Origin of the sequence: Actinokineospora bangkokensis (assembly GCF_001940455.1) — a bacterium.
Taxonomy (GTDB): Bacteria; Actinomycetota; Actinomycetes; order Mycobacteriales; family Pseudonocardiaceae; genus Actinokineospora; species Actinokineospora bangkokensis.
This window is the reverse complement of record NZ_MKQR01000032.1, coordinates 45,044-69,432: the sequence shown is the minus strand read 5'-3', so window position 1 is coordinate 69,432 and position 24,389 is coordinate 45,044. Positions and strand designations below refer to the sequence as shown.

33 protein-coding genes and 1 tRNA gene are annotated in these 24,389 nt (G+C 74.1%); 14 read left to right on the top strand and 20 right to left on the bottom strand.

The features are described 5' to 3' along the window. Nucleotides 1-64 precede the first annotated feature (64 nt). Nucleotides 65-1,564, bottom strand: a complete 1,500-nt coding sequence (locus BJP25_RS31290; protein ID WP_075978676.1) for a flavin-containing monooxygenase — start codon at nucleotides 1,562-1,564, stop codon at nucleotides 65-67. 126 nt (nucleotides 1,565-1,690) lie between these two features. Here BJP25_RS31290 and BJP25_RS31285 point away from each other — a divergent pair, with 126 nt between their 5' ends. Then, nucleotides 1,691-2,272 carry a TetR/AcrR family transcriptional regulator gene (locus BJP25_RS31285; protein WP_075978675.1) on the top strand — a complete coding sequence of 194 codons (582 nt, stop codon included), beginning with the start codon at nucleotides 1,691-1,693 and terminating at the stop codon, nucleotides 2,270-2,272. A 66-nt stretch (nucleotides 2,273-2,338) separates the two neighbouring features. Next, nucleotides 2,339-2,734: a hypothetical protein gene (locus BJP25_RS31280; RefSeq protein WP_075978674.1), complete on the top strand. Its 396-nt coding sequence runs from the start codon at nucleotides 2,339-2,341 to the stop codon at nucleotides 2,732-2,734. 58 nt (nucleotides 2,735-2,792) lie between these two features. Here the strand turns inward: BJP25_RS31280 and BJP25_RS31275 are convergent, their stop codons facing one another. Beyond that, complete coding sequence (locus BJP25_RS31275; protein WP_075978673.1) at nucleotides 2,793-3,014, bottom strand: DUF3618 domain-containing protein; 222 nt, start codon at nucleotides 3,012-3,014, stop codon at nucleotides 2,793-2,795. Between the two features lie 109 nt (nucleotides 3,015-3,123). Here BJP25_RS31275 and BJP25_RS31270 point away from each other — a divergent pair. From BJP25_RS31270 to BJP25_RS31240, 7 genes are all read left to right on the top strand, one after another. Next, a tRNA-Leu gene (locus tag BJP25_RS31270) sits at nucleotides 3,124-3,197 on the top strand. Between the two features lie 65 nt (nucleotides 3,198-3,262). Then, complete coding sequence (smpB, locus tag BJP25_RS31265) at nucleotides 3,263-3,748, top strand: SsrA-binding protein SmpB (RefSeq protein ID WP_075978672.1); 486 nt, start codon at nucleotides 3,263-3,265, stop codon at nucleotides 3,746-3,748. Between the two features lie 33 nt (nucleotides 3,749-3,781). Then, on the top strand, nucleotides 3,782-3,967 hold the full coding sequence (locus BJP25_RS31260; RefSeq protein WP_075978671.1) for a hypothetical protein: 186 nt from the start codon (nucleotides 3,782-3,784) through the stop codon (nucleotides 3,965-3,967). 205 nt (nucleotides 3,968-4,172) lie between these two features. Further along, on the top strand, nucleotides 4,173-4,703 hold the full coding sequence (locus BJP25_RS31255) for a hypothetical protein (RefSeq protein WP_075978670.1): 531 nt from the start codon (nucleotides 4,173-4,175) through the stop codon (nucleotides 4,701-4,703). 136 nt (nucleotides 4,704-4,839) lie between these two features. After that, nucleotides 4,840-5,313, top strand: a complete 474-nt coding sequence (gene bcp, locus BJP25_RS31250) for a thioredoxin-dependent thiol peroxidase (protein WP_075978669.1) — start codon at nucleotides 4,840-4,842, stop codon at nucleotides 5,311-5,313. A gap of 106 nt (nucleotides 5,314-5,419) precedes the next feature. Then, nucleotides 5,420-6,262, top strand: a complete 843-nt coding sequence (locus BJP25_RS31245; RefSeq protein ID WP_143219412.1) for a serine hydrolase — start codon at nucleotides 5,420-5,422, stop codon at nucleotides 6,260-6,262. 47 nt (nucleotides 6,263-6,309) lie between these two features. Next, on the top strand, nucleotides 6,310-7,188 hold the full coding sequence (locus BJP25_RS31240) for a serine hydrolase (RefSeq protein ID WP_143219411.1): 879 nt from the start codon (nucleotides 6,310-6,312) through the stop codon (nucleotides 7,186-7,188). Here BJP25_RS31240 and rdgB read toward each other — a convergent pair. From rdgB to BJP25_RS31210, 6 genes are all read right to left on the bottom strand, one after another. After that, nucleotides 7,163-7,774, bottom strand: coding sequence for an RdgB/HAM1 family non-canonical purine NTP pyrophosphatase (rdgB, locus tag BJP25_RS31235; protein WP_075978666.1), 612 nt, complete (start codon nucleotides 7,772-7,774; stop codon nucleotides 7,163-7,165). The two genes, BJP25_RS31240 and rdgB, sit on opposite strands and share 26 nt — an antisense overlap. After that, nucleotides 7,771-8,532 carry a ribonuclease PH gene (rph, locus tag BJP25_RS31230; protein WP_075978665.1) on the bottom strand — a complete coding sequence of 254 codons (762 nt, stop codon included), beginning with the start codon at nucleotides 8,530-8,532 and terminating at the stop codon, nucleotides 7,771-7,773. Before rph ends, rdgB begins: the two co-directional genes overlap by 4 nt. A 21-nt stretch (nucleotides 8,533-8,553) precedes the next feature. After that, the gene (locus BJP25_RS31225) at nucleotides 8,554-9,324 is read right to left on the bottom strand and encodes an MBL fold metallo-hydrolase (protein WP_075978664.1); all 771 of its coding nucleotides are present in this window, start codon (nucleotides 9,322-9,324) and stop codon (nucleotides 8,554-8,556) included. A 35-nt stretch (nucleotides 9,325-9,359) separates the two neighbouring features. Next, nucleotides 9,360-10,166, bottom strand: a complete 807-nt coding sequence (murI, locus tag BJP25_RS31220; protein WP_075978663.1) for a glutamate racemase — start codon at nucleotides 10,164-10,166, stop codon at nucleotides 9,360-9,362. After that, complete coding sequence (locus tag BJP25_RS31215) at nucleotides 10,163-10,798, bottom strand: rhomboid family intramembrane serine protease (protein WP_075978662.1); 636 nt, start codon at nucleotides 10,796-10,798, stop codon at nucleotides 10,163-10,165. The genes murI and BJP25_RS31215 overlap by 4 nt, the downstream gene beginning before the upstream one ends. Nucleotides 10,799-10,954: 156 nt before the next feature. Next, nucleotides 10,955-11,590, bottom strand: coding sequence for a response regulator transcription factor (locus tag BJP25_RS31210; protein ID WP_075978786.1), 636 nt, complete (start codon nucleotides 11,588-11,590; stop codon nucleotides 10,955-10,957). A gap of 76 nt (nucleotides 11,591-11,666) precedes the next feature. Here BJP25_RS31210 and BJP25_RS31205 point away from each other — a divergent pair, with 76 nt between their 5' ends. After that, a complete protein-coding gene (locus tag BJP25_RS31205; RefSeq protein WP_075978661.1) occupies nucleotides 11,667-12,509 on the top strand; it encodes an oxidoreductase in 843 nt (280 codons plus the stop codon). On the opposite strand, the gene BJP25_RS31200 is transcribed toward BJP25_RS31205, so the two are convergent. The 8 genes from BJP25_RS31200 to clpS all read right to left on the bottom strand — a co-directional run bounded on the left by BJP25_RS31200 (nucleotide 12,499) and on the right by clpS (nucleotide 17,190). Beyond that, nucleotides 12,499-13,191 (bottom strand): aspartate/glutamate racemase family protein, encoded by a 693-nt coding sequence (locus BJP25_RS31200; RefSeq protein WP_075978660.1) that lies wholly within the window; start codon nucleotides 13,189-13,191, stop codon nucleotides 12,499-12,501. The genes BJP25_RS31205 and BJP25_RS31200 overlap by 11 nt on opposite strands. A gap of 57 nt (nucleotides 13,192-13,248) precedes the next feature. Next, nucleotides 13,249-13,710, bottom strand: coding sequence for an SRPBCC family protein (locus tag BJP25_RS31195; protein WP_158075737.1), 462 nt, complete (start codon nucleotides 13,708-13,710; stop codon nucleotides 13,249-13,251). Nucleotides 13,711-13,791: 81 nt separating this feature from the next. Further along, nucleotides 13,792-14,742, bottom strand: a complete 951-nt coding sequence (locus tag BJP25_RS31190; RefSeq protein ID WP_075978658.1) for a PLP-dependent cysteine synthase family protein — start codon at nucleotides 14,740-14,742, stop codon at nucleotides 13,792-13,794. A gap of 65 nt (nucleotides 14,743-14,807) precedes the next feature. Then, the gene (locus tag BJP25_RS31185; RefSeq protein ID WP_075978657.1) at nucleotides 14,808-15,086 is read right to left on the bottom strand and encodes a MoaD/ThiS family protein; all 279 of its coding nucleotides are present in this window, start codon (nucleotides 15,084-15,086) and stop codon (nucleotides 14,808-14,810) included. 88 nt (nucleotides 15,087-15,174) lie between these two features. Then, nucleotides 15,175-15,636, bottom strand: coding sequence for a Mov34/MPN/PAD-1 family protein (locus tag BJP25_RS31180; protein ID WP_075978656.1), 462 nt, complete (start codon nucleotides 15,634-15,636; stop codon nucleotides 15,175-15,177). A 56-nt stretch (nucleotides 15,637-15,692) separates the two neighbouring features. Further along, nucleotides 15,693-16,340: a P1 family peptidase gene (locus BJP25_RS31175; protein ID WP_158075736.1), complete on the bottom strand. Its 648-nt coding sequence runs from the start codon at nucleotides 16,338-16,340 to the stop codon at nucleotides 15,693-15,695. Further along, nucleotides 16,337-16,894: a DUF2017 domain-containing protein gene (locus tag BJP25_RS31170; protein WP_084794813.1), complete on the bottom strand. Its 558-nt coding sequence runs from the start codon at nucleotides 16,892-16,894 to the stop codon at nucleotides 16,337-16,339. The genes BJP25_RS31175 and BJP25_RS31170 overlap by 4 nt, the downstream gene beginning before the upstream one ends. Next, a complete protein-coding gene (gene clpS / locus BJP25_RS31165) occupies nucleotides 16,891-17,190 on the bottom strand; it encodes an ATP-dependent Clp protease adapter ClpS (RefSeq protein WP_075978654.1) in 300 nt (99 codons plus the stop codon). The genes BJP25_RS31170 and clpS overlap by 4 nt, the downstream gene beginning before the upstream one ends. Nucleotides 17,191-17,318: 128 nt before the next feature. Between clpS and BJP25_RS31160 the strand changes: the two genes are divergently transcribed. Further along, nucleotides 17,319-18,629: a nicotinate phosphoribosyltransferase gene (locus BJP25_RS31160; protein ID WP_075978653.1), complete on the top strand. Its 1,311-nt coding sequence runs from the start codon at nucleotides 17,319-17,321 to the stop codon at nucleotides 18,627-18,629. Then, nucleotides 18,626-19,201 (top strand): isochorismatase family protein, encoded by a 576-nt coding sequence (locus tag BJP25_RS31155; protein WP_075978652.1) that lies wholly within the window; start codon nucleotides 18,626-18,628, stop codon nucleotides 19,199-19,201. The genes BJP25_RS31160 and BJP25_RS31155 overlap by 4 nt, the downstream gene beginning before the upstream one ends. 16 nt (nucleotides 19,202-19,217) lie before the next feature. Here the strand turns inward: BJP25_RS31155 and wecB are convergent, their stop codons facing one another. From wecB to BJP25_RS31140, 3 genes are read right to left on the bottom strand one after another with little or no spacing between them, the layout of a single operon-like run. After that, a complete protein-coding gene (gene wecB / locus BJP25_RS31150) occupies nucleotides 19,218-20,354 on the bottom strand; it encodes a non-hydrolyzing UDP-N-acetylglucosamine 2-epimerase (protein WP_075978651.1) in 1,137 nt (378 codons plus the stop codon). 55 nt (nucleotides 20,355-20,409) lie between these two features. Then, nucleotides 20,410-20,571, bottom strand: coding sequence for a peptidase (locus BJP25_RS31145; RefSeq protein ID WP_075978650.1), 162 nt, complete (start codon nucleotides 20,569-20,571; stop codon nucleotides 20,410-20,412). Nucleotides 20,572-20,581: 10 nt separating this feature from the next. After that, on the bottom strand, nucleotides 20,582-21,322 hold the full coding sequence (locus BJP25_RS31140; RefSeq protein ID WP_075978649.1) for a choice-of-anchor P family protein: 741 nt from the start codon (nucleotides 21,320-21,322) through the stop codon (nucleotides 20,582-20,584). Nucleotides 21,323-21,538: 216 nt separating this feature from the next. Between BJP25_RS31140 and xrtP the strand changes: the two genes are divergently transcribed. Both xrtP and BJP25_RS31130 read left to right on the top strand, forming a co-directional pair. After that, on the top strand, nucleotides 21,539-22,138 hold the full coding sequence (gene xrtP, locus BJP25_RS31135) for an exosortase P (RefSeq protein WP_233158366.1): 600 nt from the start codon (nucleotides 21,539-21,541) through the stop codon (nucleotides 22,136-22,138). Between the two features lie 44 nt (nucleotides 22,139-22,182). Next, nucleotides 22,183-23,508 carry a glycosyltransferase gene (locus tag BJP25_RS31130; protein ID WP_075978783.1) on the top strand — a complete coding sequence of 442 codons (1,326 nt, stop codon included), beginning with the start codon at nucleotides 22,183-22,185 and terminating at the stop codon, nucleotides 23,506-23,508. 73 nt (nucleotides 23,509-23,581) lie between these two features. Here the strand turns inward: BJP25_RS31130 and BJP25_RS31125 are convergent, their stop codons facing one another. Continuing rightward, a complete protein-coding gene (locus tag BJP25_RS31125) occupies nucleotides 23,582-24,328 on the bottom strand; it encodes a hypothetical protein (RefSeq protein ID WP_143219409.1) in 747 nt (248 codons plus the stop codon). Nucleotides 24,329-24,389 lie beyond the last annotated feature (61 nt).

Below are 24,389 nucleotides of genomic sequence, written 5' to 3'. Positions count from 1 at the left end.
CGGCTCGTCGAGCCGGGCCGCGCGGGTGCCCGGGGCGTCCGGCGGGAACGCCCCGGGCGGCGGGTCAGCGACCCGCCAGCTGCGGGGTGCGGCTGCGGGTGATCAGCTCGAAGTCGGCGGCGTCGACCTTGCGGGTGCGCAGCCAGTAGCGCCAGGTGAACCCGGGCCACAGGGTGCGGTTGACGCCCTGGGCGTCGAGGTACCAGCTCTGGCAGCCGCCCTGGGTCCACACGCCGTCGCGCAGCTTGCGCTGGATCTCGGCGTTGAACCGCTCCTGGGCCGAGGCGCGCACGTCGATGGCCTCGACGTTGTGCTGCTCGGCCAGGGCCATGGCCTCGCGGATGTAGGTCAGCTGGGCCTCGATCATGAACACCACCGAGTTGTGCCCCAGGCCGGTGTTCGGGCCGAGCAGGAAGAACAGGTTGGGGAAGCCCGCGACGTTGATGCCGTTGTAGGTGTTGATGCCCGCCTCGGCCCACAGCTTGCCCAGCTCCACGCCGTCGCGGCCGGTGATGTCGAGGTGCTGCATGGCGTCGACGACCTGGAACCCGGTGCCGTAGATGATCGCGTCGACCTCGACCTCGCGGCCGTCGCCGGTGACGATGCCGTTCGCCGTCACCCGCGCCACCCCGGAGGTCTCCAGGTCCACGTTCGGCCGGTTGAAGGTCGGGTAGTAGTCGTTGGAGATCAGCACCCGCTTGCAGCCCATGACGTAGTCGGGCGTGAGCTTCGCGACGAGGTCGGGGTCCTTGACCGAGCGCTTGATGTTCATCTCGGCCAGCTTCGAGGCGGCCTTGAGCACGCCGAGGTGGCCGTTGAAGCCGACCGCGCGCACCTCGTTCAGCCAGTACAGGAAGTTGCGGTAGCCGCGGTAGGCGCCCGGGACCTTGGCGAAGGCGGACTTGGCCCACCCGGGGATCGCGTGGTCGGGCTTGGGCATCACCCACGGGGGCGTGCGCTGGAACAGCGTCAGGTGCTCGACCTGCTTGGCGATGCGCGGGGTGAACTGGATGGCGCTGGCGCCGGTGCCGATCACCGCGACCCGCTTGCCGGTGAGGTCGTAGTCGTGGTCCCACTGGGCGGAGTGGAAGGTGGCGCCCTGGAAGTCCTCGATGCCCTCCAGGTGGGGCACCTGCGGCACGTGCAGCGCGCCGATGCCGGAGACGAGGTACTGGCCGACGTAGGTGTCCCCGGAGCGGGTGGCCACGTACCAGCGGTTCTCCTCCTCGTCCCAGCGCGCGCCGGTCACCTCGACGCCGAAGCGGGTGCTGCGGGCCAGGTCCCACTTGGCCGCCACGTCGCGCATGTACTGGTGGATCTCCGGCTGGGGGGCGAACGCCCGGCTCCAGTCGGCCTTGGGCTCGAAGGAGAACGAGTACATGTGCGACTGGATGTCGCAGGCGCAGCCGGGGTAGCTGTTGTCGCGCCAGGTGCCGCCGAAGTCCGCGGCCTTCTCCAGCACGACGAAGTCCTCGCGCCCCTGCTTGCGGAGCTGGATCGCCATTCCCATGCCCGAGAAGCCGGTGCCGACGACCACCACACCGGTGTGGATGAGCTTGCCCATGCGGCGCGCCTCCGCTGTTAAGGTCGGTTACCTGTTACCGGGGGTCAAGCTTACTCGGAGTAGGTTACTTGCGGTAGACTCAATCCCGTGACAACGGCCGAGGGCAGGGTCCAGCGCAGGCGGCGGATGCCCCGGGCCGAGCGCGAGCAGCAGATGATGGCCGTGGCCGAGGAGGTCTTCGCCGAGCGCGGCTACGTCGCGACCTCGGTGGACGACATCGCCGAGCGCTGCGGGGTCTCCAAGCCGATGATCTACGAGTACTTCGGCTCCAAGGAGGGCCTGCTGGTCGCCTGCATCCGGCAGGCGCGCACGGAGCTGGCCAAGGCGACCACCGAGTCCGTCATCGGCGCGCAGTCCGCCGAGGACGCGCTGCGCCGGGGACTGGTGGCCTTCTTCGAGTTCACCGACACCCACCGGCGCGCGTGGTCGCTGATGCTGCGCAGCGAGGCCGCGGTGGCGGGCCCGGCGGCCGCCGCCGAGATCGAGGCCCTGCGCCAGGAGCAGGTGGAGATCGACGTGGCGCTGTTCCGGTCGTTCCTGCCCGACGCGCCCGAGGTGGAGCTGGAGGCGTCCGCGCACGTCGTCGTCGGCGCCTGCGAGCGGCTCTCGCTCTGGTACGTCTCCCGCGACGACGTGACCGCCGAGCAGGCCGCCGACCACATCATGCGCGCGCTGTGGACGGGCATGCAGAGCCTGGTGCGGGACTGACCGGGAGCACGGTCGCCCCCGGCGGCCTACCCTGGGGAGCGCACAACCCGCAAGGAGGGCCGAGCGTTGTCCGAAGCTATCCTGGCGAACTACACCCGTGACGGCGACGACTGGTCGGTCGAGGTGTCCCACGGCGACGACACGCTCTCCGCCACCGCGCCGGGCCTGATCGCCGCCCGCGACCGCGCGGACCAGCTCGCCGAGCAGATCTCCCCCGCCGCGCGCAGGCGCACCGTCGTGCACACCCTCGACGGCGACGCGCTGGGCTTCACCGAGGCCTACCTGACCGCCCGCCTGGCCAAGGCGCCCGAGTCCGACGAGCAGCCCGGCGTCGACACCCCGGCGGACACCGCCGACCCCGGTGACAGCGCCGACCCCAACAAGGACGACGACCCCAACAAGGACACCGACACCGCCGCGGACGGCGACGACGCCGCCCAGGACGGTGCCGCCACGGCCTGACGACCAGACGGCCGCGCGCGGCCCCCGGGGGCTCCCGGGACCGCGCGCGGCCGCTCGATCAGGAGAAGATCTTCCGGACGACCAGCAGGCCGACCAGCACACCGGCGCCGATGAGCGCGTACTTGACCCGGGGGTCGTCCAGCTTCGAGCGCGCCTCGGCCTTGGCGCCCTCGACCAGCCGCTTCGGGCTGGCCTTGGTGCCCAGCTGGTCCAGGGTCGCGGCCAGCGCGTCGCGCGCCTGCTCGATCTCGCGCTGGATGGTGTCGGGGTCGCGGGCCACGTGTCCTCCTAGGAAACCGCCGTCGGCCGCACCACGGTAGATCACCCACCACCGCGCCCGCGCGCCGGCCACACCGTTACGCTGGGGCCGACCGCCCGCGGGCGGTCGGGGGACCGTAGCCCAATTGGCAGAGGCACACGGTTTAGGTCCGTGCCAGTGAGAGTTCGAGTCTCTCCGGTCCTACCCAGCGCGCCGCCGCCCCCGCTCGGCGGCGGGGACGCCGGTCACCGGCGCAGTACCCTCGGGTCATGGGCAAGAAGGCGGCGAAGCAGCCGGGCACGGTCGCGACCAACCGCAAGGCCCGCCACGACTACCTCGTGCTCGACACCTACGAGGCCGGTGTCGCGCTGGTGGGCACCGAGGTCAAGAGCCTGCGCCTGGGCCGGGCGTCGCTGACCGACGCGTTCGCCACCATCGACGACGGCGAGGTCTGGCTGCGCGGCCTGCACATCGCCGAGTACGACTACGGCACGTGGACCAACCACCCGCCGCGCCGGGTGCGCAAGCTGCTCCTGCACCGCCGCGAGATCGACAAGCTCCAGCTCAAGGTCAACGACCCGGGCCTGTCCCTGGTGCCGCTGTCGATGTACTTCTCCGGCGGCCGGGTGAAGGTGGAACTGGGCCTGGTGCGCGGCAAGAAGGCCTGGGACAAGCGGGCGGCGCAGGCCGACCGCGACGCCCAGCGCGAGATCGCCCGCGCGTTCTCCGACCACTTCAAGGGCAGGCGCCGCTGACGCGGGGGCCCCGGGGTGTGGGAGCATCGCGGCGTGCGCGCCCCACACCCGCTGGCGGCGCTCCTGCGGCTGGTCGACCGGTTCGAGGAGCGCGGGGTGCACACGCCCGGCCTCGACGACGACCGCGCGCCGTCCCCGTGGCGCGACCACGGGTGGCTGATCGCCGCGTGGCTGGTCGGGGTGGCGCTGTTCGTGCTGTTCCTGGCGTTCGCGGGGTGAGCGGCGCACGGCCGGTCGGCCGCCGCGGGGGCGTCCGACCGGAGCAGTGAAGTCGATCACCCGCTGTGCCCCGCTGATCACAGCTCGGCCACAGGGCGGCACCAGGACCGAATCAAACGACGGGCACCGGCGCCATCGGCCCCGAACGCCCGTCATGGTGGATGGTGCACGAACCCGCTCCCCCTCCTGCGAGAAAGGTCCCACGGTGAAGCTCGCCCGCCTGACCGCCGCCTGCGCCTCGGTGCTGGTCGTCGTCGCGGGCTGCGCGGGCGCCGAGCAGACCGCCGCGGTGGCGCCCCCGCCGACCACGCTGAGCGAGAAGGCGCTGCGCTCGGGCGGCCCGTCGGTGCGCGGTGGCGAGCGCACCCCGCTGGGGCAGGGCCTGGTGCTGACGGTGTCGGCGCCCAAGTCGTTCACCCCGACCGGGTCGGCCTCCCCGCCCGGGGCGGCGCGGGCGGTGGGCTTCGACATGACCGTGGAGAACGACGGCCAGACCTCCTACAAGCCCGCCCTGCTGGCGCTGGAGGCCCGCTCGGACGGGCGCGCGACCCAGCAGGTCATCGACACCACCGCCGGGTACACCGGGGTGGCGGGCGGGGGCGAGCTGCGCCCCGGGGAGAGCGCGCACTTCTCCGTCGCCTTCGCCGTGCCGCAGGGCAAGGCGTGGGTCCACATCGACGCGCGGCCGGACCCGTCGTCGAGCCCCGCGGTGACGGTGTTCAGCGAGACCACCTGACCACCACGGCGTTCCCCACGAGCGGTCCGGTGCCAGGTCGGGGACGGTGGCGGGTCGTGGAACACGGGGGCGGGTGGCGGGTCGCGGAACATGGGGGTGGGTGGCGGGTCGTGGAGATGGCCTAGCGTTTCGAGCCATGAGCGAGCAGAAGCGGCTGTCCCCCGGGGACCCGGCCCCCGACTTCACCCTGCCCGACAGCGAGGGCAACGACGTGTCGCTGTCGGACTACCGCGGCAAGTCCGTGGTGGTCTACTTCTACCCCGCCGCGGCGACCCCCGGCTGCACCAAGCAGGCGTGCGACTTCCGCGACAACCTGGCCGAGCTCAACGACGCCGGGTTCACCGTGCTGGGCATCTCCCCGGACAAGCAGGCGAAGCTGGCCAAGTTCGTCGCGGACGAGGGCCTGACCTTCCCGCTGCTGTCCGACCAGGACCGCGAGGTGATGAAGGCCTACGGCGCGTTCGGCGAGAAGGTGATGTACGGCAAGACCGTCACCGGCGTCATCCGCTCCACGTTCGTCGTGGACCCCGAGGGTGTCCTGAGCCACACCCTCTACAACGTCCGCGCCACCGGCCACGTCGCCAAGCTGCGCAAGGACCTCAAGGTCTGACCCGGGGCAACGTCCCGGCCGCCGCCGCCGTGACGCCCGTGGGGCGGGTGGGAGTTGCGTCCCCGTGGGATCAACTTCCGCCCGCCCCACCGGCGTGTGAGGGGGTATGCGACGTTGGACCCTGCTCCCGATCCTGGCCCTGGCGGCGGGGTGCGCGAGCCCCGTTCCCGCCCACACCACCGTGCTCGCGGCGCCCCGGCTCGCCATCCCCGCCCCCGCGGCGCCCCCCGCCCCCGCGCCTCCCCCGAGACCCGCGGCGGCCGACGTCGTGGCCGCGGTGCGCGGGGTGGAGGGGTCGGCCGAGGTCGGCGTGCTGGTGGTGGACCGGCAGACGGGCGACGACCTGCTGGCGTCCGGGGCGGACCGGCGGTTCCGCTCGGCCTCGCTGGTGAAGCTGCTGATCGCGGTGGACGTCCTGGCGGCGGGGGCCGACGCGGGCCTGCGGCAGCGGGTCGCGACGATGCTGCGGCTGTCCGACGACGGGATCGCCAGCGAGCTGTGGGTGGCCAGGGGCGGGTCTGCCCTGGTGGCGCGGGTGGCCGGGCGCGTGGGCCTCACCGGCACCCGCCCGCCCGCGCGGCCGGGGCAGTGGGGCGACGTGCTGATCACCGCCCGGGACGTCGCCCGGGTGTACGACCACGTGCTCGACGAGCTGCCCGGGGCGGACCGCGCGCTGGTGGTCGACGCGCTGGCCGCCGCGCCGCGCCGGGCAGCGGACGGGTTCGACCAGCACTTCGGCATCCCGGACGGGCTGGCCGCCCGGTGGGCGGTGAAGCAGGGGTGGTCGAACTCCGCGACCGACATCGTCACCCACAGCACGGGCCTGGTGGGCGAGGGGTGGCGCTACGTCGTGGTGCTGCTGACCGAGCACCCGCGACCGACGCGGTGGTCGACGGCGTGCGCGTCGGTGACCGCGGGCGCGCGCAGCCTCGCTGTGCTGTTCCTGTGAGTTCGTTGATCTGTGAACCATCCCGCGGGTCGGGGCGTTGACCGGGCATGAGGAGCCGCGGGACCGGGCTGGTGGCCACCGCCGCCGTGCTGGCGCTGAGCACGACCCTGGTGGGGTCCGCCGCCGAGGCCTGCGAGCGCCCGCGGGCCCAGGCACCGCTCACCCGGGTGCCCGACGACGTGGGGACGACCACGGCAGCGGCACCGGCGCCACAGGCGCGATCGCTGTCAGCGGAGCCGGTCGTGGCGGCCGTGCGGGCGGTGCAGCCGTCCGCGACCGTGGGCGTGCTGGTCTGGGACTCGCGGACCGGCGAGACGGTGCTCTCGGCCAACGCCGACCTGCGGTTCCGCTCGGCCTCGGTGGTCAAGCTGCTCATCGCGATCGCGGCGGCGGGCGACCCCGCCCACGCCGAGCGCGTCACCGGGATGCTCACCACCAGCGACGACGACGACGCCAGCGCCCTGTGGACGCTGCTGGGCGGTGACACCCTGCCCAGCGCCACCGCCGCCGCGCTGGGCATCACCGGCGTGTCCGACCCCGACATCCCCGGGCGCTGGGGCAACACGCTGATCAGCCCCGCCGCGGTGGCCCAGGTCTACCGCCATCTCCTGGTGGGCCTGCCCGGCGCGCTGGCGGAGATGGCGCGGGCGACCGCCACCGCCGCGGACGGGTTCGACCAGTCCTTCGGCATCCCGTCCGCGTTCGGCACCTGGGCGGTGAAGCAGGGGTGGGGCAACGGGAGCGGCTTCACCGCCGTGCACAGCACGGGCCTGGTGGACGACCGCTACGTCGTGGTGCTGATGACGGAATCACCGACCGCGGCGACATTTTCCACCAACGCCGCCGCCGTGACGGCCGGGGCGCGGGCCCTGGCCGCCCTGCTCGGCGCCACCGCGCCCGTCAGGCCTGCTGCGCCAGCGCCTTGAGGTGCGGCACCAGCAGGCGCAGCGCCTGCCCGCGGTGCGACACCGCGTCCTTCTCCTCGGCGGACAGCTCCGCGGACGTCCGGGTCTCCCCCTCCGGCACGAAGATCGGGTCGTAGCCGAAGCCGCCGGTGCCCCGCCGCTCCCGGATCACCGACCCGCGCCACTCCGCGCGCAGGGTGCCCTCGTCGCCGTCGGGGAAGCTGTAGGCGATCGCGCACACGAACGCCGCGCCCCGCCGCTCCTCGGGCACGTCGTTGAGCTGCGCCAGCACCAGCTCCAGGTTCGCGTCGTCGGCGCCGTGGCGGCCCGACCAGCGGGCCGAGAGCACCCCGGGCATGCCGTTGAGCGCGTCCACGGCGATGCCGGAGTCGTCGGCGATCACCGGCAGGCCCGTCTCGCGCACCGCGTCGCGGGCCTTGGCCAGCGCGTTCTCCTCGAAGGTCGCGCCGGTCTCCGGGGCGTCGGGGAACGGCGGCAGGTCGGCCAGGCCGACGACCTCCAGCCCGGTGATCGACTCGGCGGCGACGATCCGGCGCAGCTCGGTGAGCTTCTTGGCGTTGCGGGTGGCCAGCAGGACCCTGGTCACTTGGCCCCCTTCGGGGTGGGCAGGGTCCCCGGGTAGGGCGCGGCCAGCGCCTCGGCCTGCACCCGGTTCAGCTCGGCGCACCCGGCCATGGCCAGGTCCAGCATCCGGTCGAGGGTGGAGCGGGCGAAGGTGGCGCCCTCGCCGGTGCCCTGCACCTCGATCAGGGTGCCCGCGTCGGTGGCCACGACGTTCATGTCGACCTCGGCGCGCGCGTCCTCCTCGTAGGGCAGGTCCAGCCGCACCCGGCCGCCGACCACGCCCACGCTCACCGCCGACACCGCGCACGACAGCGGCTGCGGGTCGGCCAGCCTGCCCGCGGCCGCCAACCAGGTCACCGCGTCGGCCAGGGCCACGTAGGCGCCGGTGATGGCCGCGGTGCGGGTGCCGCCGTCGGCCTGGATGACGTCGCAGTCGAGGTGGATGGTGTTCTCGCCCAGCGCGGCCAGGCCGATGCAGGCGCGCAGCGAGCGGCCGATGAGCCGGGAGATCTCGTGCGTGCGCCCGCCGACGCGGCCCTTGACCGACTCGCGCTCGCCGCGGGTGTTGGTGGCCGAGGGCAGCATCGCGTACTCGGCGGTCAGCCAGCCCAGCCCGGAGCCCTTGCGCCAGCGCGGCACGCCCTCGGTGACGCTGGCCGCGCACAGCACGCGGGTGCGGCCGAATTCGACCAGCACCGACCCGGCGGGCCAGTCCTGGTAGCCGCGGGTGATCCGGACGTCCCGGAGCTGGTCGTCGTCCCTGCCATCGCTTCTCGCCACGGCGGCCAGCCTAGAGGGCGCTCAGACCTCGTAGCTCTCGCCCTGCCGGACGAGCACGACGTCGCCGCGGAAGGCCGCGCGGGCCTCGGTGAGCACCGCCGAGCTGTCGGTCCACGGCGGCACGTGGGTCAGCAGCAGCCTGCCGACCCCGGACTGCGCGGCGATCTCGCCCGCCTCCCGGCCGGACATGTGCAGGTCGGGGATCACCGCCCCGCCGTGGGTCCAGGACGCCTCGGCGAGGAAGGCGTCCACCCCGCGCACCAGGTCGGGCAGCACCGAGTTGACCCCGGTGTCGCCGGTGTAGCCCAGGCTGCGCCCGCCGTGGCTGATGCGGAAGCTGTAGGACTCGCACGGGTGCGCGGCGGGCGCGGCCACCACCTCGAACGGGCCAACCTGGAACTTGCCCACGTTGAGCGGGATGAAGTCGAAGACGTCCGACAGGTCGGTGACCTTGCGGTCGGCCTCGTCGGTGCCGTACTGCGCGCTGAACCGCGTCGGCGCCTCGGCCGGGGCGTGCACCGGCAGCTTGTTCGCCCGCGGGTCGATGGTCGGCGCCGGGTGGTAGCGCCGGTACACCGCCAGCCCGGAGAAGTCCGCGCAGTGGTCGGCGTGCAGGTGCGAGAACAGCAGCGCGTCGAGCTCGAACGGGTCGCGCAGCGCCTGCAGCGCGGAGAAGGTCCCGTTGCCGAGTTCGACGCCGAGCAGGAACCCCTCGGCCTCGATGAGGTAGCCGGAGGCGGGGGCACCGGGTCCGGGGACGCTCCCGGAACAGCCGAGGACGGTCAGCAGCACCCGGACAGGGTGTCACACGGGCGGCCCCGGCACGATCACCGAACCGCGCTCCCGGTCGCCCCGAGCAAGGCCGGGCCGAGGAACCGGCGGGCCAACCGCTCGAACGGCTCGGCGGGCCCGGTGGCCCGGAACTCGTGCTCGACCGGCCGGTCCGGCCCGGCCAGCAGGTCACCCTCGGTGAGCACCCGGAACACGTCCTTGGCGCACTCCTCGGCGCTGGACACCAGCGTCACCCCCGGCCCCATCACCACCTGGATCAGGCCGGTGAGCAGCGGGTAGTGCGTGCAGCCGAGCACCAGGGTGTCGACCCCGGCCTCCTGCAGCGGCTCCAGGTAGGTCTGCGCGAGGCCCAGCACCTGGCGCCCGGCGGTCACGCCGCGTTCGACGAAGTCGACGAACCGCGGGCACGCCGCGCTGGTCAGCTCGACCCCCGGCGCGGCGGCGAACGCGTCGTCGTAGGCCCGCGACCGAATCGTTCCAGCGGTTCCGATCACTCCCACCCGCCCGGACCGGGTGGCCGCCGCCGCGCGGCGCGTCGCGGGCACGATGACCTCCACCACCGGCACGTCATAGCGCTCGCGCGCGTCCCGCAGGCAGGCGGAGGAAGCGGTGTTGCACGCGATGACGAGCGCCTTGACCCCGCTGTCCACCAACCGGTCGGCCACCCCCAGCGCCGTCTCGCGCACCCGCGCGATGGGCTGGGGACCGTAGGGGCCGTTGGCCGTGTCGCCGATGTAGCGCAGCCGCTCGCCCGGGAGCTGGTCGGCGATCGCGCGCGCCACGGTCAGCCCGCCCACCCCGGAGTCGAAGATCCCGATGGGGGCGTCGTTGGCCGGGCTCACGCCGCGAAGGGGGGAGGCGACTGCTCCCGCTTGGCCATGCCCTTGTTCGCCTGGGCCACCAGCCACGCCGCGACCACCCCGCCGAGGGCGCCGAACAGGTGCCCCTGCCAGGAGATCCGCGGGTCGCCGGGCAGCACGCCGAACAGCATGGTGCCCCAGTAGGCCAGCAGCACCACCGCCAGCCCCAGTTGCAGCGCGCTGCGGTTGAAGATGCCCCGCACCAGCAGGAACAGCAGCCACCCGAAGCAGATGCCGGACGCGCCGACGGTGACGCTGCCGCCGTTGCCGCTCACCCAGACCCCGACCCCGGACACGACCCAGATGGTCGCGGTCACCGCCACCCACTGCGCGAGCCCGTTGGCCATGGCCAGGAAGCCCAGCACCGCGAACGGCAGCGTGTTGCTGATCAGGTGCCCCCAGCCCGCGTGCAGCAGCGGCGCCCAGAGGATGCCGTCGAGGCCCGTGGCCGCCCGCGGCACGATCCCGTTCTGGTCCAGCCGCCCGCCCATGACCGAGTCGACCCCCTCGACCAGGTACAGGACCAGCGTCAGGCACCCGATGACGACCGCCGCCTGGACCGGGTTGGGCGGCAGCACCCGGCTCCCGGGCGCCTTGACCGGAGATGAGCTCACACCACCCAGGCTACGTGCTCATTCCTCCCACCACCCGTCCCCTTGTCCCGCCCGGCATCGCCTCCGACCTGGCGGCTCGGGCGCGGGCTCGCCCGGCCCGGCGGGGAAGGCGTCGCCCGGTTGTCCCGCCGCGATCGGCTGGTCCGGGTGGGGGCCTCAGATGAGGCCGAGCTCGCGGGCGCGGACGCCTGCCTGGAAGCGGGTCTCGGCGCCGAGGGCGGCCATGAGCTCGGCCACCCGGCGCCGGTAGGTGCGCACCGACAGGCCCACCGTGCGGGCCGCGGTCTCGTCCTTGGCGCCCGCGGCCAGCACCTCCAGCACCCGCGGCGCGATCGCGCGCAGCTCGGCGCTGGTGGCGTCCCAGGCCGCGAGCGGCGTGGCGCCCACCCACGCCGACTCGAACAGGCCGCTGACGCCGTGGACCACCTCCGGCACGGTGATCACGCTGAAGGTGGGCGTGCCCGCGTCGCTGCCGCCCGCCAGGATCGCCACCCGGCCGTCGATGAGGATGGTCTCCCCCATCTCCCGGGTCGGCACGCGCACCTGCGCGCCCAGCGACGCCATCCGGCGGGCGTAGTCGGAGAAGCCCGGGTCCAGCATCAGGCCCGCGTGGTAGAGCTTGCGGACCCGGACCCCGGCAGGCGAGCGCCGCGCGGGCGAGACCAGCCGGACCCAGTTCGCGTACTGGTCGGCCGCACAGCTGACCTCGCTGCGCGCGCCGGTGAACAGGTGTGCGGTGCGCTCCCACAGCTCGCGCATGCCGTGGACCACCGCGATGCCCTCGGTCCTCATCACCACCATGGTGGCACCGGGTGGCAAGGTCCTGCCAGGAGATGACCGCCCGCGGCGGGTGCAGCAAGGTGGAGGCATGCAGATGACAGGGAAGTTGGGCGGGGCCGAGGTCGGTCGGATCGGGTACGGGGCCATGCAGTTGGCGGGCCCGCACGTGTTCGGCCCGCCCGCCGACCGCGCCGCGTGCGTCGCGGTGCTGCGGCGCGCGGTCGAGCTGGGCATCCGGCACATCGACACCTCGGACTACTACGGCCCGCACGTCACCAACGAGATCATCAAGGAGGCGCTGCACCCCTACCCCGAGGACCTGGTGCTGGTCACCAAGGTCGGGGCCAAGCGCGACGCCGAGGGCGGCTGGCCGCCCGCGCTGGCGCCCGAGGAGCTGCGCCAGGCCGTGCGCGACAACCTCGACCGGCTCGGCGTGGACGCCCTCGACGTGGTGAACCTGCGGCTGCCCAGCCCGGACGGGCGCCCGGTGGAGATGTCGCTGGCCGAGCCGTTCGGGGTGCTGGCGGAGCTGCGCGAGCAGGGGCTCATCAAGGAGCTGGGCGTCAGCGTCGTCTCGGCCGAGCAGCTGCAGGAGGCGCGCGACATCGCCCCGGTGGTGTGCGTGCAGAACCTCTACAACGTCGTCGACCACTCCGACGACCCCATGGTGGACCTGACCAACGAGCTGGGCATCGCCTACGTGCCGTTCTTCCCGCTCGGCGGGTTCACCCCCATCCAGGCCGACGTGCTGCACCGGGTGGCCGAGCGGCACGGGGTCAGCGACCGGCAGGTGGCGCTGGCGTGGCTGCTGCACCGCTCGCCGAACATCCTGCTCATCCCGGGCACCTCGTCGGTGGAGCACCTGGAGTCCAACCTGGCGGTGGGCGAGATCACCCTCACCGAGCAGGACCTGGCCGACCTCACCCTCTGAGGGCGGCGTCCACGGCGGCCTCGGCGTGCAGGCGCGTGGTGGGGAACACCGGGACCGGGCTGTCGGCCTGCGACACCAGCAGCTCGATCTCGGTGCACCCCAGCACCACGCCCTGCGCGCCGCGGGCCACCAGGCGGGCGATGACCTCCCGGTACACCTGCCGGGAGGCCTCCTCCACCCGCCCGAGCACCAGCTCGGAGTAGATGATCCGGTGCACCTCGGCCCGGTCCTCGGCCTCGGGCACGATGGCCCGCACGCCGCGCTCGGCGAGCCTGCCGGTGTAGAAGTCCTGCTCCATGGTGAACGCCGTGCCGAGCAGCCCGACCCGGTGCAGCCCGGCGTCGCGCACGGCCTGCGCGGTGGTGTCCGCCAGGTGCAGCAACGGCACCCCGAGGTCGTCCTCCACGGCCGCGGCGACCTTGTGCATGGTGTTGGTGCACAGCACCACCAGCTCGGCCCCGGCGCGCACCAGCGCCCGCGCCGCGTCGCGCAGCAGCAGCCCGGCGTCGTCCCAGCGGCCCTCGGCCTGCATGCGCTCGACCTCGGCGAAGTCCACCGAGTACAGCACGCAGCGCGCGGAGTGCAGCCCGCCCAGCCGCTGCTTCACCCGCTCGTTGAGCACGCGGTAGTACTCCGCCGAGGACTCCCAGCTCATCCCGCCCAGCAACCCGATCAGCTTCACACCCCCATCCTGCCCGGGGGCGCCAGCGGATTGCGCCGGTCGGTCCACAGGGGAACTTCAGGCGAGGGAGCGGGTGAGGCGCACCAGGGACTCGTCGAGGGTGCGGGTCAGCCGCGGGCCGCCGAACAGGTGCAGGGCCAGCAGGTTGCCCAGGCCCACGGGCGTGCGGGAGGTCTCGAAGCGCACGCGGGTGCCGTCGCCCTCGGGGGCCAGCACCACGCGGAAGACGACCCCGGTGGCCCGCACCGGGGCCGGGGCGTCCTCGACCCGCTCGGCCAGCTGCCGCCAGGCGACCCGGGCGCCGGGCTCGAACTCCACGACCTCCTGGTCGACCTCCTGGCGCCGCCCGCCGTCGAGCAGGGCGCGGGCCAGGCGCAGCTGGCCGACCCCGGACCCGGAGACCACGTCCACCCGGTCGGCGAAGCTGCACCAGTCCGGCAGCCGGGACGCCTCGGACACCACCGGCCACACCGCCCCGACCGGGGCGGGCACGAACCGGGTGGCGGAGTGGGTCGGCACGGCGGGCACAGTACCCGCGCGCCGCGCCGAGGACAGGCCCGAGGGCCTGTCCTCAAAGCCTGCTCTGTGAGAGAGCAGGCCCTAGGCCCAGAGGTGGCCGTCGAGCCGCTCGGCCGCCTCGTCGACGCTGCCGCTGTAGGCGCCGGTGGACAGGTACTTCCAGCCCGCGTCGCAGACGATGAACACGATGTCGGCGGTCTCGCCCTTGGCCTGCGCCTTCTGCGCGGCGGCCAGCGCGGCGTGCAGGATGGCCCCGGTGGAGATGCCCGCGAAGATGCCCTCGGCGTCGAGCAGTTCCCGGGTGCGGCGCAGCGCGTCGTAGGAGCCCACCGAGTAGCGGCCGGTGAGCACGTCCGGGTCGTAGAGCTCGGGCACGAAGCCCTCGTCGAGGTTGCGCAGGCCGTAGACCAGCTCGCCGTAGCGCGGCTCGGCGGCGATGATCTGCACGTCCGGCTTGTGCTCGCGCAGGTAGCGGCCCACCCCGACCAGGGTTCCGGTGGTGCCCAGGCCCGCCACGAAGTGCGTCACCGAGGGCAAGTCGCGCAGGATCTCCGGGCCGGTGCCGCGGTAGTGCGCGCCCGCGTTGTCCGGGTTCCCGTACTGGTAGAGCATGATCCAGTCCGGGTGCTCCTTGGCCAGCTCCTTGGCCCGGCGCACCGCCTCGTTGGAGCCGCCCGCCGCGGGCGAGTACACGATCCTGGCCCCGTAGGCCTGCAGGAGCACCTTGCGCTCCTCGGAGGTGTTCTCGGGCATCACGCAGACCAGGCCGTAGCCCTTGAGCTTGGCGGCCATGGCCAGCGAGATGCCGGTGTTGCCCGAGGTGGGTTCGAGGATGGTGCTGCCGGGCCGGAGCACGCCGTCGCGCTCGGCGGCCTCGATCATGGCCAGCGCGGGCCGGTCCTTGATCGACCCGGTCGGGTTGCGGTCCTCCAGCTTGGCCCACAGCCGCACCCCCTCCGACGGGGACAGCCGCGGCAGCCCCACCAGGGGGGTGTCGCCGAGCGCGTCGAGCAGGGAGTCGTAGCGGGCCATGCCGGGGGACCTCCTCGGGTCGTCGGCCTCAGGGGGTCGGCATCAGGTGGTCGGCATCAGGGGCGTCAGCGCGCGCCGCCCGCGACCGCGGGCAGGATCGTCACGTTGTCGCCGTCGGCCACCGCGGCCTCCAGGCCACCGGCGAAGCGCACGTCCTCGTCGTTGACGTAGACGTTGACGAACCGGTGCAGCGCGCCGTCCTTGACCAGGCGCTGCTTGATGCCGCCGTGGTTGGCCTCGAGGTCGTCGATCACCTCGGCCAGGGTGGAACCCGCCGCCGGGACGGACTTCTCGCCGCCGGTGTGCGTGCGCAGGATGGTCGGGATGGAGACCGTGACGGCCATGGTGGTCGAACCTCCGGGGTGGGCGTGCTGCTGGGTCCAGTGGTGAAGACGTGCGGGACCGCCCCGGGTATTCCGGGGCGGGGTCGGATCACTCCACGGGAGCGTCCGGTCCGGTGCCTGCGAGGTGGTAGGACTCCACCACCTCGACCTCCTCCTCGGTGATCTCGCCGTCGACGATCCGGTAGGAGCGCACCTCGCGCACCTCGGGGTCGCGGGTGGAGACCAGCACGTAGTGGGCGAACGGCTCGGAGGCGTAGGAGACGTCGGTGCGCGACGGGTAGGCCTCGGTGGCCGTGTGCGAGTGGTAGACGACCACCGGCACCTCGTCGTTGGCGTCCATCTCCCGGTAGAGCCGGAGCAGGTCCGCGGAGTCGAACTCGTAGAAGGTGGGCGAGCGGGCGGCGTTGACCATCGGGATGAACCGCTCCGGGCGGTCCGAGCCGTCGTCGGGTCCCGCGATGACACCGCACGCCTCGTCGGGGTGGTCGCGCAGGGCGTGGGCCACCATCGCGTCCACGAGGTCTCGGCGGATCGTCAGCACGGCGCCCATCCTACTTGCTGGTCGGCGGCGTCCCAGTCGGTGAGAGCGGCGGGCGGCGCCCCTGCTCAGGGCCGCGACGCCCCGCCCCACGCCCCGGCGACCGCGTCGGCGGCGGCACCGCACAACCGGTCCAGCGCCGCAGGCCCGACCGGCGCCGCCGCCTGCCCCGTCGCCGCGGTGAACACCGTGAACGCGCCCAGCCCGCCCGCGCCCGCGGCGCGCACGGCCCCGTCCCGCGCGGAGATCGCCAACCGCCTGCACTGCGCCTTGTCCAGGGGGGCGTCGGTGACCACCACGGCCACGGCGCCCGCAGGCACGGCCTGCACCCGGTGGTCACCGACGGCGACCCAGGAGCCTTCCGGCACCGGCTCCGCCGCCTCGCACGCCAGGTGGCCCGCCTCCGCCGAGGCGACCTCCCCGCCGGGGTCGGTGGCGGCCGGGACGATGGGCACCACCTGCCCCGGGTCGTCCCCGACGCGGAAGCCCCGGTCGCGCTCGCGCAACCAGCGCATCACCCCGTCCGCGGCGGCCAGCCCCGCGGGGCCGCCCGAGCCGACGCACACCGCGTCCACCCTGGCCACCAGGTTCTCCGGCGCCAGCACCTCGACCTCCCGGGTGCCCGCCGGGCCGCCGCGGGCGTCCGCGCCGCCGACGGAGCCCTCGGGCAGCAGCACCACCACCGCGCCGCCGCTGCGTCCGACCAGGACCGTCACGAGGACAGTGCCTGCACCAGGGACTCCTGCACCCAGGTGAGCCAGTGGTAGACGGACAGGTGCGGGCTGCGCGGGTCGTCGTCGGGCAGCTCGTCCGGCATGTCCTCGCTGACCTCGATCGCGGTGCCCAGGGCCAGCCGCACGTCGTTGAGCGCCGAGAGCCACGCGTCGGCCTGCTCCGGGGTCAGCGCCAGGTCACCGCCGTTGGCCGGGCAGGTCTCCAGCACCACCGCCGCCACCCCCACCTTGGCCTCCAGCAGCCGCGGCTCGTGCAGCGAGCGCAGCATCGCCGCGGAGTCCAGGTCCTCCTTCGACGGGTTGTCGTCGTCGAGGCGGTGGAAGTCGGGCAGCAGCCGGGACAGGATCGGGTCGTCGGGGGAGGTCGTCGGGCCGGTGCGGATCCCGGTCAGCTCGGCGAGCTCGTCCTGCGGGGTGTCCTCGACCCTGGCGCGCAGCATGTCGTCGACCTGGGACACCAGGCCGCGCAGCACCGCGGCCTCCTGCCGGTCGATGTGCGCGGTGACGGTGCCCCCGGACCGCTTCCACGGCTTCACGAGGTGTGCTCCATCGTCGCCCACAGCCCCGCGGCGTGCAGCTTCGCGACGTCGCCCTCGACCTTCTCCTTCGAGCCGCTGGACACGATCGCCTTGCCCTCGTGGTGCACGTCGAGCATCAGCTTCGTGGCCTGGTCGCGGGTGTAGCCGAACAGCTTCTGGAACACGTAGGTCACGTAGGACATCAGGTTGACCGGGTCGTTCCACACGACGGTCTGCCACGGCCGGTCCTCGGCGACCACCTCGGCACCGACCGGGCTGGCCTGGGTCTGCTCCATGTCGACTGGCGCGGTCATGGGGTCAATGGTGGCACGTCCGCATTCCCGGGGTCCGGCGGATCTTCATTCGATCGGAGTACAACGTCACAGATCGCTTCCGCCCGGCCCGCCCCCGCGGCGGCCCGCGCCCGCTTAGGCTGCCGTCCATGGCTGCGACCACGGGGCTGAGCACCGCACTGCTGACCGACCACTACGAGCTGACCATGCTGTCCGCGGCGCTGGCCGACGGCACGGCGCAGCGCCGGTGCGCCTTCGAGGTCTTCGCCCGCAGGCTGCCCGACGGCCGCCGCTACGGCGTGGTCGGCGGCACCCGGCGGGTCGTGGCGGCCATCGCGGACTTCCGCTTCGGACCGGCCGAGGTCGAGCACCTGCGGGCCACCGGGGTGGTGGACGAGGACACCCTGCGCTGGTTGGCCGACTACCGCTTCGGCGGGGACGTCGACGGCTACCCGGAGGGCGAGCTGTACTTCCCCGGGTCGCCGGTGCTGACGGTGACCGGCACCTTCGCCGACGCGGTGGTGCTGGAGACGCTGGTGCTGTCCATCCTCAACCACGACAGCGCGGTGCTCTCGGCGGCGGCGCGGATGGCCAGCGCGGCCAACGGCAGGCCGATCATCGAGATGGGCAGCCGCCGCACGCACGAGGCCGCCGCGGTCGCCTCGGCCCGCGCGGCGCACATCGCCGGGTTCGACACCACGTCCAACCTGGAGGCCGGGCGCAGCTGGGGCATCCCGACCGCGGGCACCTGCGCGCACGCGTTCACCCTGCTGCACGACTCGGAGAAGGAGGCGTTCGAGGCGCAGGTGGCCGCCCTGGGCGTGGGCACCACCCTGCTCGTCGACACCTACGACATCACCCGCGGCATCGAGACGGCGGTGTCGGTGGCCGGGCCCCGGCTCGGCGCCATCCGCATCGACTCCGGCGACGTGGGCGTGCTGGCCCGCCAGGCCCGCGAGCAGCTCGACGCCCTGGGCGCCACCGGGACCAGGATCGTGGTCTCCGGCGACCTCGACGAGTACGCCATCGCCGCGCTGCGCGCCGAACCGGTGGACGCCTACGGCGTGGGCACCTCGGTGGTGACCGGCTCGGGCAGCCCCACCGCGGGCATGGTCTACAAGCTGGTGGAGGTCGACGGGCGCCCGGTGGCCAAGCGCTCGTCGCACAAGGAGTCGCGCGGCGGGCGCAAGCTGGCGCTGCGGCGGCACAAGCCCACCGGGACCGCGCTGGAGGAGGTCGTCTACCTGGCCTCGGGCCCGGCCCCCGAGCTGGGCGAGCACGACCGGCTGCTGCAGGTCCCGCTGCTGCGCGGCGGCGACCCGGTCGACGACCTGCCGACCCTGGGCGACAGCCGCGCCCGCGTCCGGCAGGGGTTGGTCAGCCTGCCGTGGGAAGGTCTCAAGCTGTCGGCGGGCGAGCCCGCCATCCCCACCGTCCACCCAGCGCAGGAGCAGGCATGAGCGGCAAGAGGGCCCTGATCGTCGTCGACGTGCAGAACGACTTCTGCGAGGGCGGCTCGCTCGCGGTCGCGGGCGGGGCGGCCGTCGCGGCGGCGATCTCCCGGCACGCGGCGAGCACCCCGTACGACCACGTGGTCGCCACCCGCGACTACCACGTCGACCCGGGCGCGCACTTCAGCGACACCCCCGACTACGTCGACTCGTGGCCGGTGCACTGCGTGGCGGGCACCCCCGGCAGCTCGTTCCACCCGGAGCTGGACGTGTCCGCGGTGGAGGCGGTGTTCTCCAAGGGCGCCTACGCCGCGGCCTACTCCGGCTTCGAGGGCGAGGGCCCCGGCGGCGCGTCGCTGACCGACTGGCTGCGCGCGGCGGGGGTGTCCGAGGTGGACGTCGTCGGCATCGCCACCGACCACTGCGTCCGCGCTACCGCGCTCGACGCCGCCGCGGCGGGCTTCGGGGTCACCGTCCTGCTGGGGTTGACCGCGGGCGTCGCGCCCGCGACGGTGGAGAAGGCGCTCGCCCAGCTCACCGGCGCGGGCGTCACCCTCACCGGCTCCCCCGCCGTCGGCTGAGCCCGGCGGCCGCGGGTCAGAACCCCGCGGCGGCCAGGTGCGGGTCGACGCGCAGGGTGCGGTCGAGCGCGGCGCAGACGCGGGCGGCGGCGTGGCCGTCGCCGAAGGGGTTCGCCGTGCGCGGCACGACCAGCGCGCCGTGCAGCGCGCGGTCGGCCGCGTCGAGGATGCGCGCCGGGCTGGTGCCCACGAGCCAGGCGCAGCCCGCGTCGACGGCCTCGCGGCGCTCGGTGGTGTCGCGGGCGACGAGGACCGGGACGCCGAAGGTGGGCGCCTCCTCCTGGATGCCGCCCGAGTCGGTGATGACCAGCGCGCTGCGGCGCAGCAGCCACACCAGGTCGGGGTAGGCCAGCGGTTCGGTGACCACCACCCTGGGGTGCCCGCCGAGCACCGCCGAGACCTGCGCGCGCACCGCCGGGTTGGGGTGCGCGGGCAGCACCACCCGCACGTCCGGGTGGCGGTGGGCGAGGGTGCGCACGCTGCGCAGCACCTCCTCCAGCGGGGCGCCCCACGACTCGCGGCGGTGCATCGTGACCAGCACCAACCGCTCCCCGGTGGCGCCCGCCGCGCGCAGCAGCGGGTCGACCGGCGGGCGGTCGGCGGTGGCGATCAGGCGCACCGCGTCCACCACCGTGTTGCCGGTGACCACGACCGACCCGGGCGCGACGTTCTCCGCGCGCAGCGCGTCGGCCGCGGCCGGGGTCGGCGCCAGGTGCAGCGCCGCCAACCGCGCGAGCACCTGCCGGTTGGCCTCCTCCGGGAACGGCGAGGCCAGGTCGCCGGTGCGCAGGCCCGCCTCCAGGTGGGCCACCGGCACCCGCCGCCAGAACGCGGCGAGCGCCCCGCACAGCGCCGTGGTGGTGTCGCCCTGGACGAGCACCGCCGCGGGCCGCACCCGCTCCAGCAGCGCGTCCAGCGCGGGCAGCAGCGCCGAGACCAGCTCGGCCTGCCCGCCGCCCGCGCGGCGCACCGGCAGGGTCAGCTCCGCGGTCAGCCCGAACGGCGCCAGGGCCTGCTCGACGACCGGCCCGTGCTGGCCGCTGTGCACCAGCACCGGGGCCAACCGCCGGTGCCCCTGCAACTCCAGCACCACCGGGGCGCACTTGACCGCCTCCGGCCGCGTGCCGACCAGGACCAGCACCCGCTCACGCATCGCGCACCTCACCTCCGGGGCGTGGCCCCCGGGGGGAGCCGGGGGCCACGCCGTCTCACCCAGCGGCCGATCGGCGCCGCCGCGCGGCGCGCAGCAGCAGGACGCCGGTGATGAGCAGCGCGATCCCGAGCGCGATCCACCACCCCACGTCCGCACCGGTCACGGCGAGCGCGGTGCCGCCGCCGACACCCAGGCCCGCTCCCGGTGCCCTGTACACCCGCGGCCCCTCAGGCCGCGGCGGTGCGCCTGCGCACCGCGTGCAGGCCGACCGGCAGCGCGAGCGCCCCCAGCAGGCCCAGGCCGATCCACAGCCCGGCGCCGGAGGCCAGCGGGACCGGGGCGGCGGCCGGTCCGCAGGTGGCGCTGCCGAGCACCAGGTCACCGGTGCCGAGCAGGGGGAGCAGGCGCACGTGCAGCCCGTTGGTGGTGAGGCTGCCGTCGGGGTTGGCGATCTGCTCGTTGAAGGTCAGCGAGACCAGCGCAAGCGGGCCGGGCGGCACCGCGATCACCGTGTTCGGCGCGGGGTTCACCGGGACGTTGACCCCCGCGATGGCCACCCCCGCCAGCGTGGTGCCGCCGGTGATGCCCGCCTGGGTGGCGTCGCAGACGACGTCGATGGCCTGGATGGTGCCGAGGTTGCCCAGCGTCAGGCCGACGCCCGCCAGGGTGGCCTCGGAGTGCACGACGCCGGTGCTGTCGTCGCGCGTGGACGCGCTGCTGACCAGCCCGGCGTTGAGCACGCCGGGGAAGCCCAGCCCGGCCAGCTGCGCGGTGTTGGGCCCGTCGGTGCTGGTGGCCGCCTGCGGCGGGATGGTCACGGCCGGGACGCCCAGCAGCGTCACGGTGCCCGCCGCGACGTAGGCGGAGCCGTCACCGGGCGCCGCGGAGGCGGGCGCGGCGCCCGCCATCAGCACCGCGGCGGTGAGCGCGCCGATGACGGCTCCCCGGCGCGTTTTCTGCGAGATCATCGGGTCCTCCTGGTGGGAGAGGTGGGGCCGGGGCGCGGTGGGCGCGCTCCTGGCTCCCTCGTGTGGGGGTCAACGAGGTAGGTGCGGCGGCGCAACGACAACTCATCTGTTCGTGTGGGATGTCGGGTGTGGACAGTCCGAACTCACCCGTACGGTCACCACTGCTCGGGCCCTGTCACCCGTTTCAGCGATACACCCGCTCCGGGTGGGACACCGATGATGGGTGGGCACGCCACCACCGCGGTGGCGCCGACCATGGGAGGTGCCGTGGCGCTCGCCGACCCGGCCCCCGTCCGGGGGCCGTCGCCACCGCTGGTCCGGCTGCTCGTGCTGGCCCTGGTGGGCCTGGCCGCGGCGCTGGTGGTGGTGAACCGGCAGTACCGGACCGGGGAGATGGCGCTGGCGTCGGTGTTCGTCAGCTGGACCAGCGACCACGGGGTCTACCTGGCCGCCGACCGGCAGGCGCTCTACTTCGGACTCGGCGGTGACCGGCCGTTCGGCCTGGCGATGAGCCCCGAGTGCACCTCGGCGTTCCTGGTGCTGCCGCTGGTGCTGGTCGCCGCGGTGATGATCGCGCTGCGGCCGCGGATCTCGAGCCGGGTGCTGCTGGCGCTGGGCGTCGCCGCGGTGGCGGTGGTCGTGGTCAACCAGCTGCGCATCCTCACCCTGGTGGGCCTGGTGGGCTGGCTGGGCACCGACCGCGGCTACTACTGGGGCCACACGCTGCTGGGGTCGATGGTCAGCGTGCTCGGCGGCGCCGCCGCCCTGGTCCTGTTCGTCCGGCTGGCCACGCGCAAGCCCCGGGAGGCCGGGTGAACCTGTCGCTGCTGCTGGGGTTCACCCAGGCGCTCGCGCTGACGATGAGCGTGGCGTTCCTGTGCTACGTGGGCCTGATCGTGGTGCCCTACCTGCGGCACAAGCACGCGGGCACGGGCGACCCGGACCGGTTCGAGTGGCACTTCCTGGTCCCCTGCCGGGACGAGGAGGCCGTCATCCGGGACACCGTCGTGTACCTGCGGACCACCTTCCCGGTGGCCCACGTGTGGGTGATCGACGACGACTCCGACGACGCCACCGCCCAGGTGGTGCGCGACCTGCGCGGCCCCCGCCACGGCGGCGACCCGCACCTGCACCTGGTCCAGCGCCGCCGCCCGCAGGCCCGCACCGGCAAGGGCGACGCGCTCAACGCCGCCTACCGCGAGCTCAAGGCCTGGATGGGCCGCTACGCCGACACCGACCGCGCCGTGGTGGTCGTGGTCGACGCGGACGGCCGCCCGGCGGCGAACTGCCTGGAGACCTGCGCGGCCGCCCACCTGTTCGGCGACGCCTCGATCGGCGCGGTGCAGGTCGACGTGCGGATGGGCAACCGGGGCACCCCGCCGCCGGAGGGCGGCTTCCTGCGCAGGCAGCTGTCCTCGGCCCTGGTCCGCATGCAGGACCTGGAGTTCCGCGGCGCGATCGCGGCGATCCAGATGTCGCGCGGGCACACCGGCACCATCTCCATGGGCGGCAACGGCCAGTTCACCCGCCTGTCCGCCCTGGACTCCATCGCCACCGGCCCCGGCCCCTGGCGCGGCGCCCTGCTGGAGGACTTCGAACTCGGCGTGCACCTGCTCACCCGCGGCTGGCGCACCGGCTTCACCGTCGACACCCACGTCGACCAGGAGGCGCTCTACAGCATGCGCCGCTTCCTGGCCCAGCGCACCCGCTGGGGCCAGGGCACCATGCAGTGCGGCCGCTACGTCCGCCGCATCTGGGACTCCGCCCACCTGACCACCCTCGGCGCGGCCGAGATGATGTACTACCTCGCCCAGCCCTGGATGCAGCTGCTGGGCACCCTCATCTACCCGATCCCGTTCCTGCTGCTGTTCTTCCGCACCGCCCAAGCCCCCACCGAGGTCTGGACCTGGTTCACCGGCGGCGCCTGGATCCTCTTCGCCGTCTACGGCTCCTTCGGCCTGCTCCCCTTCGTCATCTGGGGCCCCATCTACCGCGCCCGCTGCGAACCCCAGGTCGGCTTCGCCAAAGCGGTCCTCTACGGCCTCACCTACGCCGTCTACATCTACACCTTCTACATCACCTCCTGGCGCGCGGCGATCCGCCTGCTGCGCGGCCACAACGGCTGGACCAAGACCCGCCGCAACACCGAACGCCAGAACCTCCACGTCGTCGCCCTCGACCACTGACCCCCGGACGACGACCGCCGCTGGGCCCGGTGTGATCGGGTGCCCAGCGGCGGTCGAGCAGGCGGTCGAGGGGTCAGTCCCCGGAGTCGGGCGTGCAGGTGACGGTGGCGAGGGTGATGGTGCCGCTGCCCTGGCCGCCCTGGGGGAAGAACTGGATGCGCAGGGCGCTGACGGTGGCGGAGCCGTCGCCGGGTTCGGGGGTGACGACCGAGTTGGCCGTGACGAGCGCCAGGGGCGGGTCGGTGGGGGTGGCGCCGGGGATCTTGGTGGAGAAGTTCTGGGGGATGGTGGTGGGCAGGTCGAGGCCGGTGACGCCGCCGAGGGTGATGGAGGAGCGGGAACCGTTCGGGGTGGTGGAGCAGGTGGCCGAGTAGGAGGACACGCGGATGGCGGGGCCGCCGTAGGGCTTGAGGGCGTCGAGCTTGAAGGTGCGGCCGGTGGCGGTGGCCCTGGACTCGCCGGTGGCGGGGTCGGTGGCGCAGGTGGTGCTGCCGGAGCCGTAGACGACGGACTGGTTGTCCGAGGCGGCGCCGGGGGTGGTGGCGGAGGTGGGGCCGCCCGCCGCGCAGGGGGCGAGGGGGCCGAGGTCGACCGCGTCGATGCCGAAGAGGGCCATCCCGCCCCCGACCGTGGCGCTGCTGTCGGTGGCCTGCGGAGCCGCCCCCGCGGAGCCGGTGAGCCGCGAGAGGGCCGCGGCGGTGCCTGCCACCGGCGAGGAACCCGCGGCGCCGCCTGCGGGCTGCGGGGACGCTGACGCCGTGGTGGGGACCACCGCCAGGGCGGTCGCGGCCAGCAGGGTCGTCACAGCGCGGCGTGCCATTCCGATCACTCCTCTGTTCGGGTCAACGACCCCAGTGCACCCGGCGCACCGGGGGGCCGCC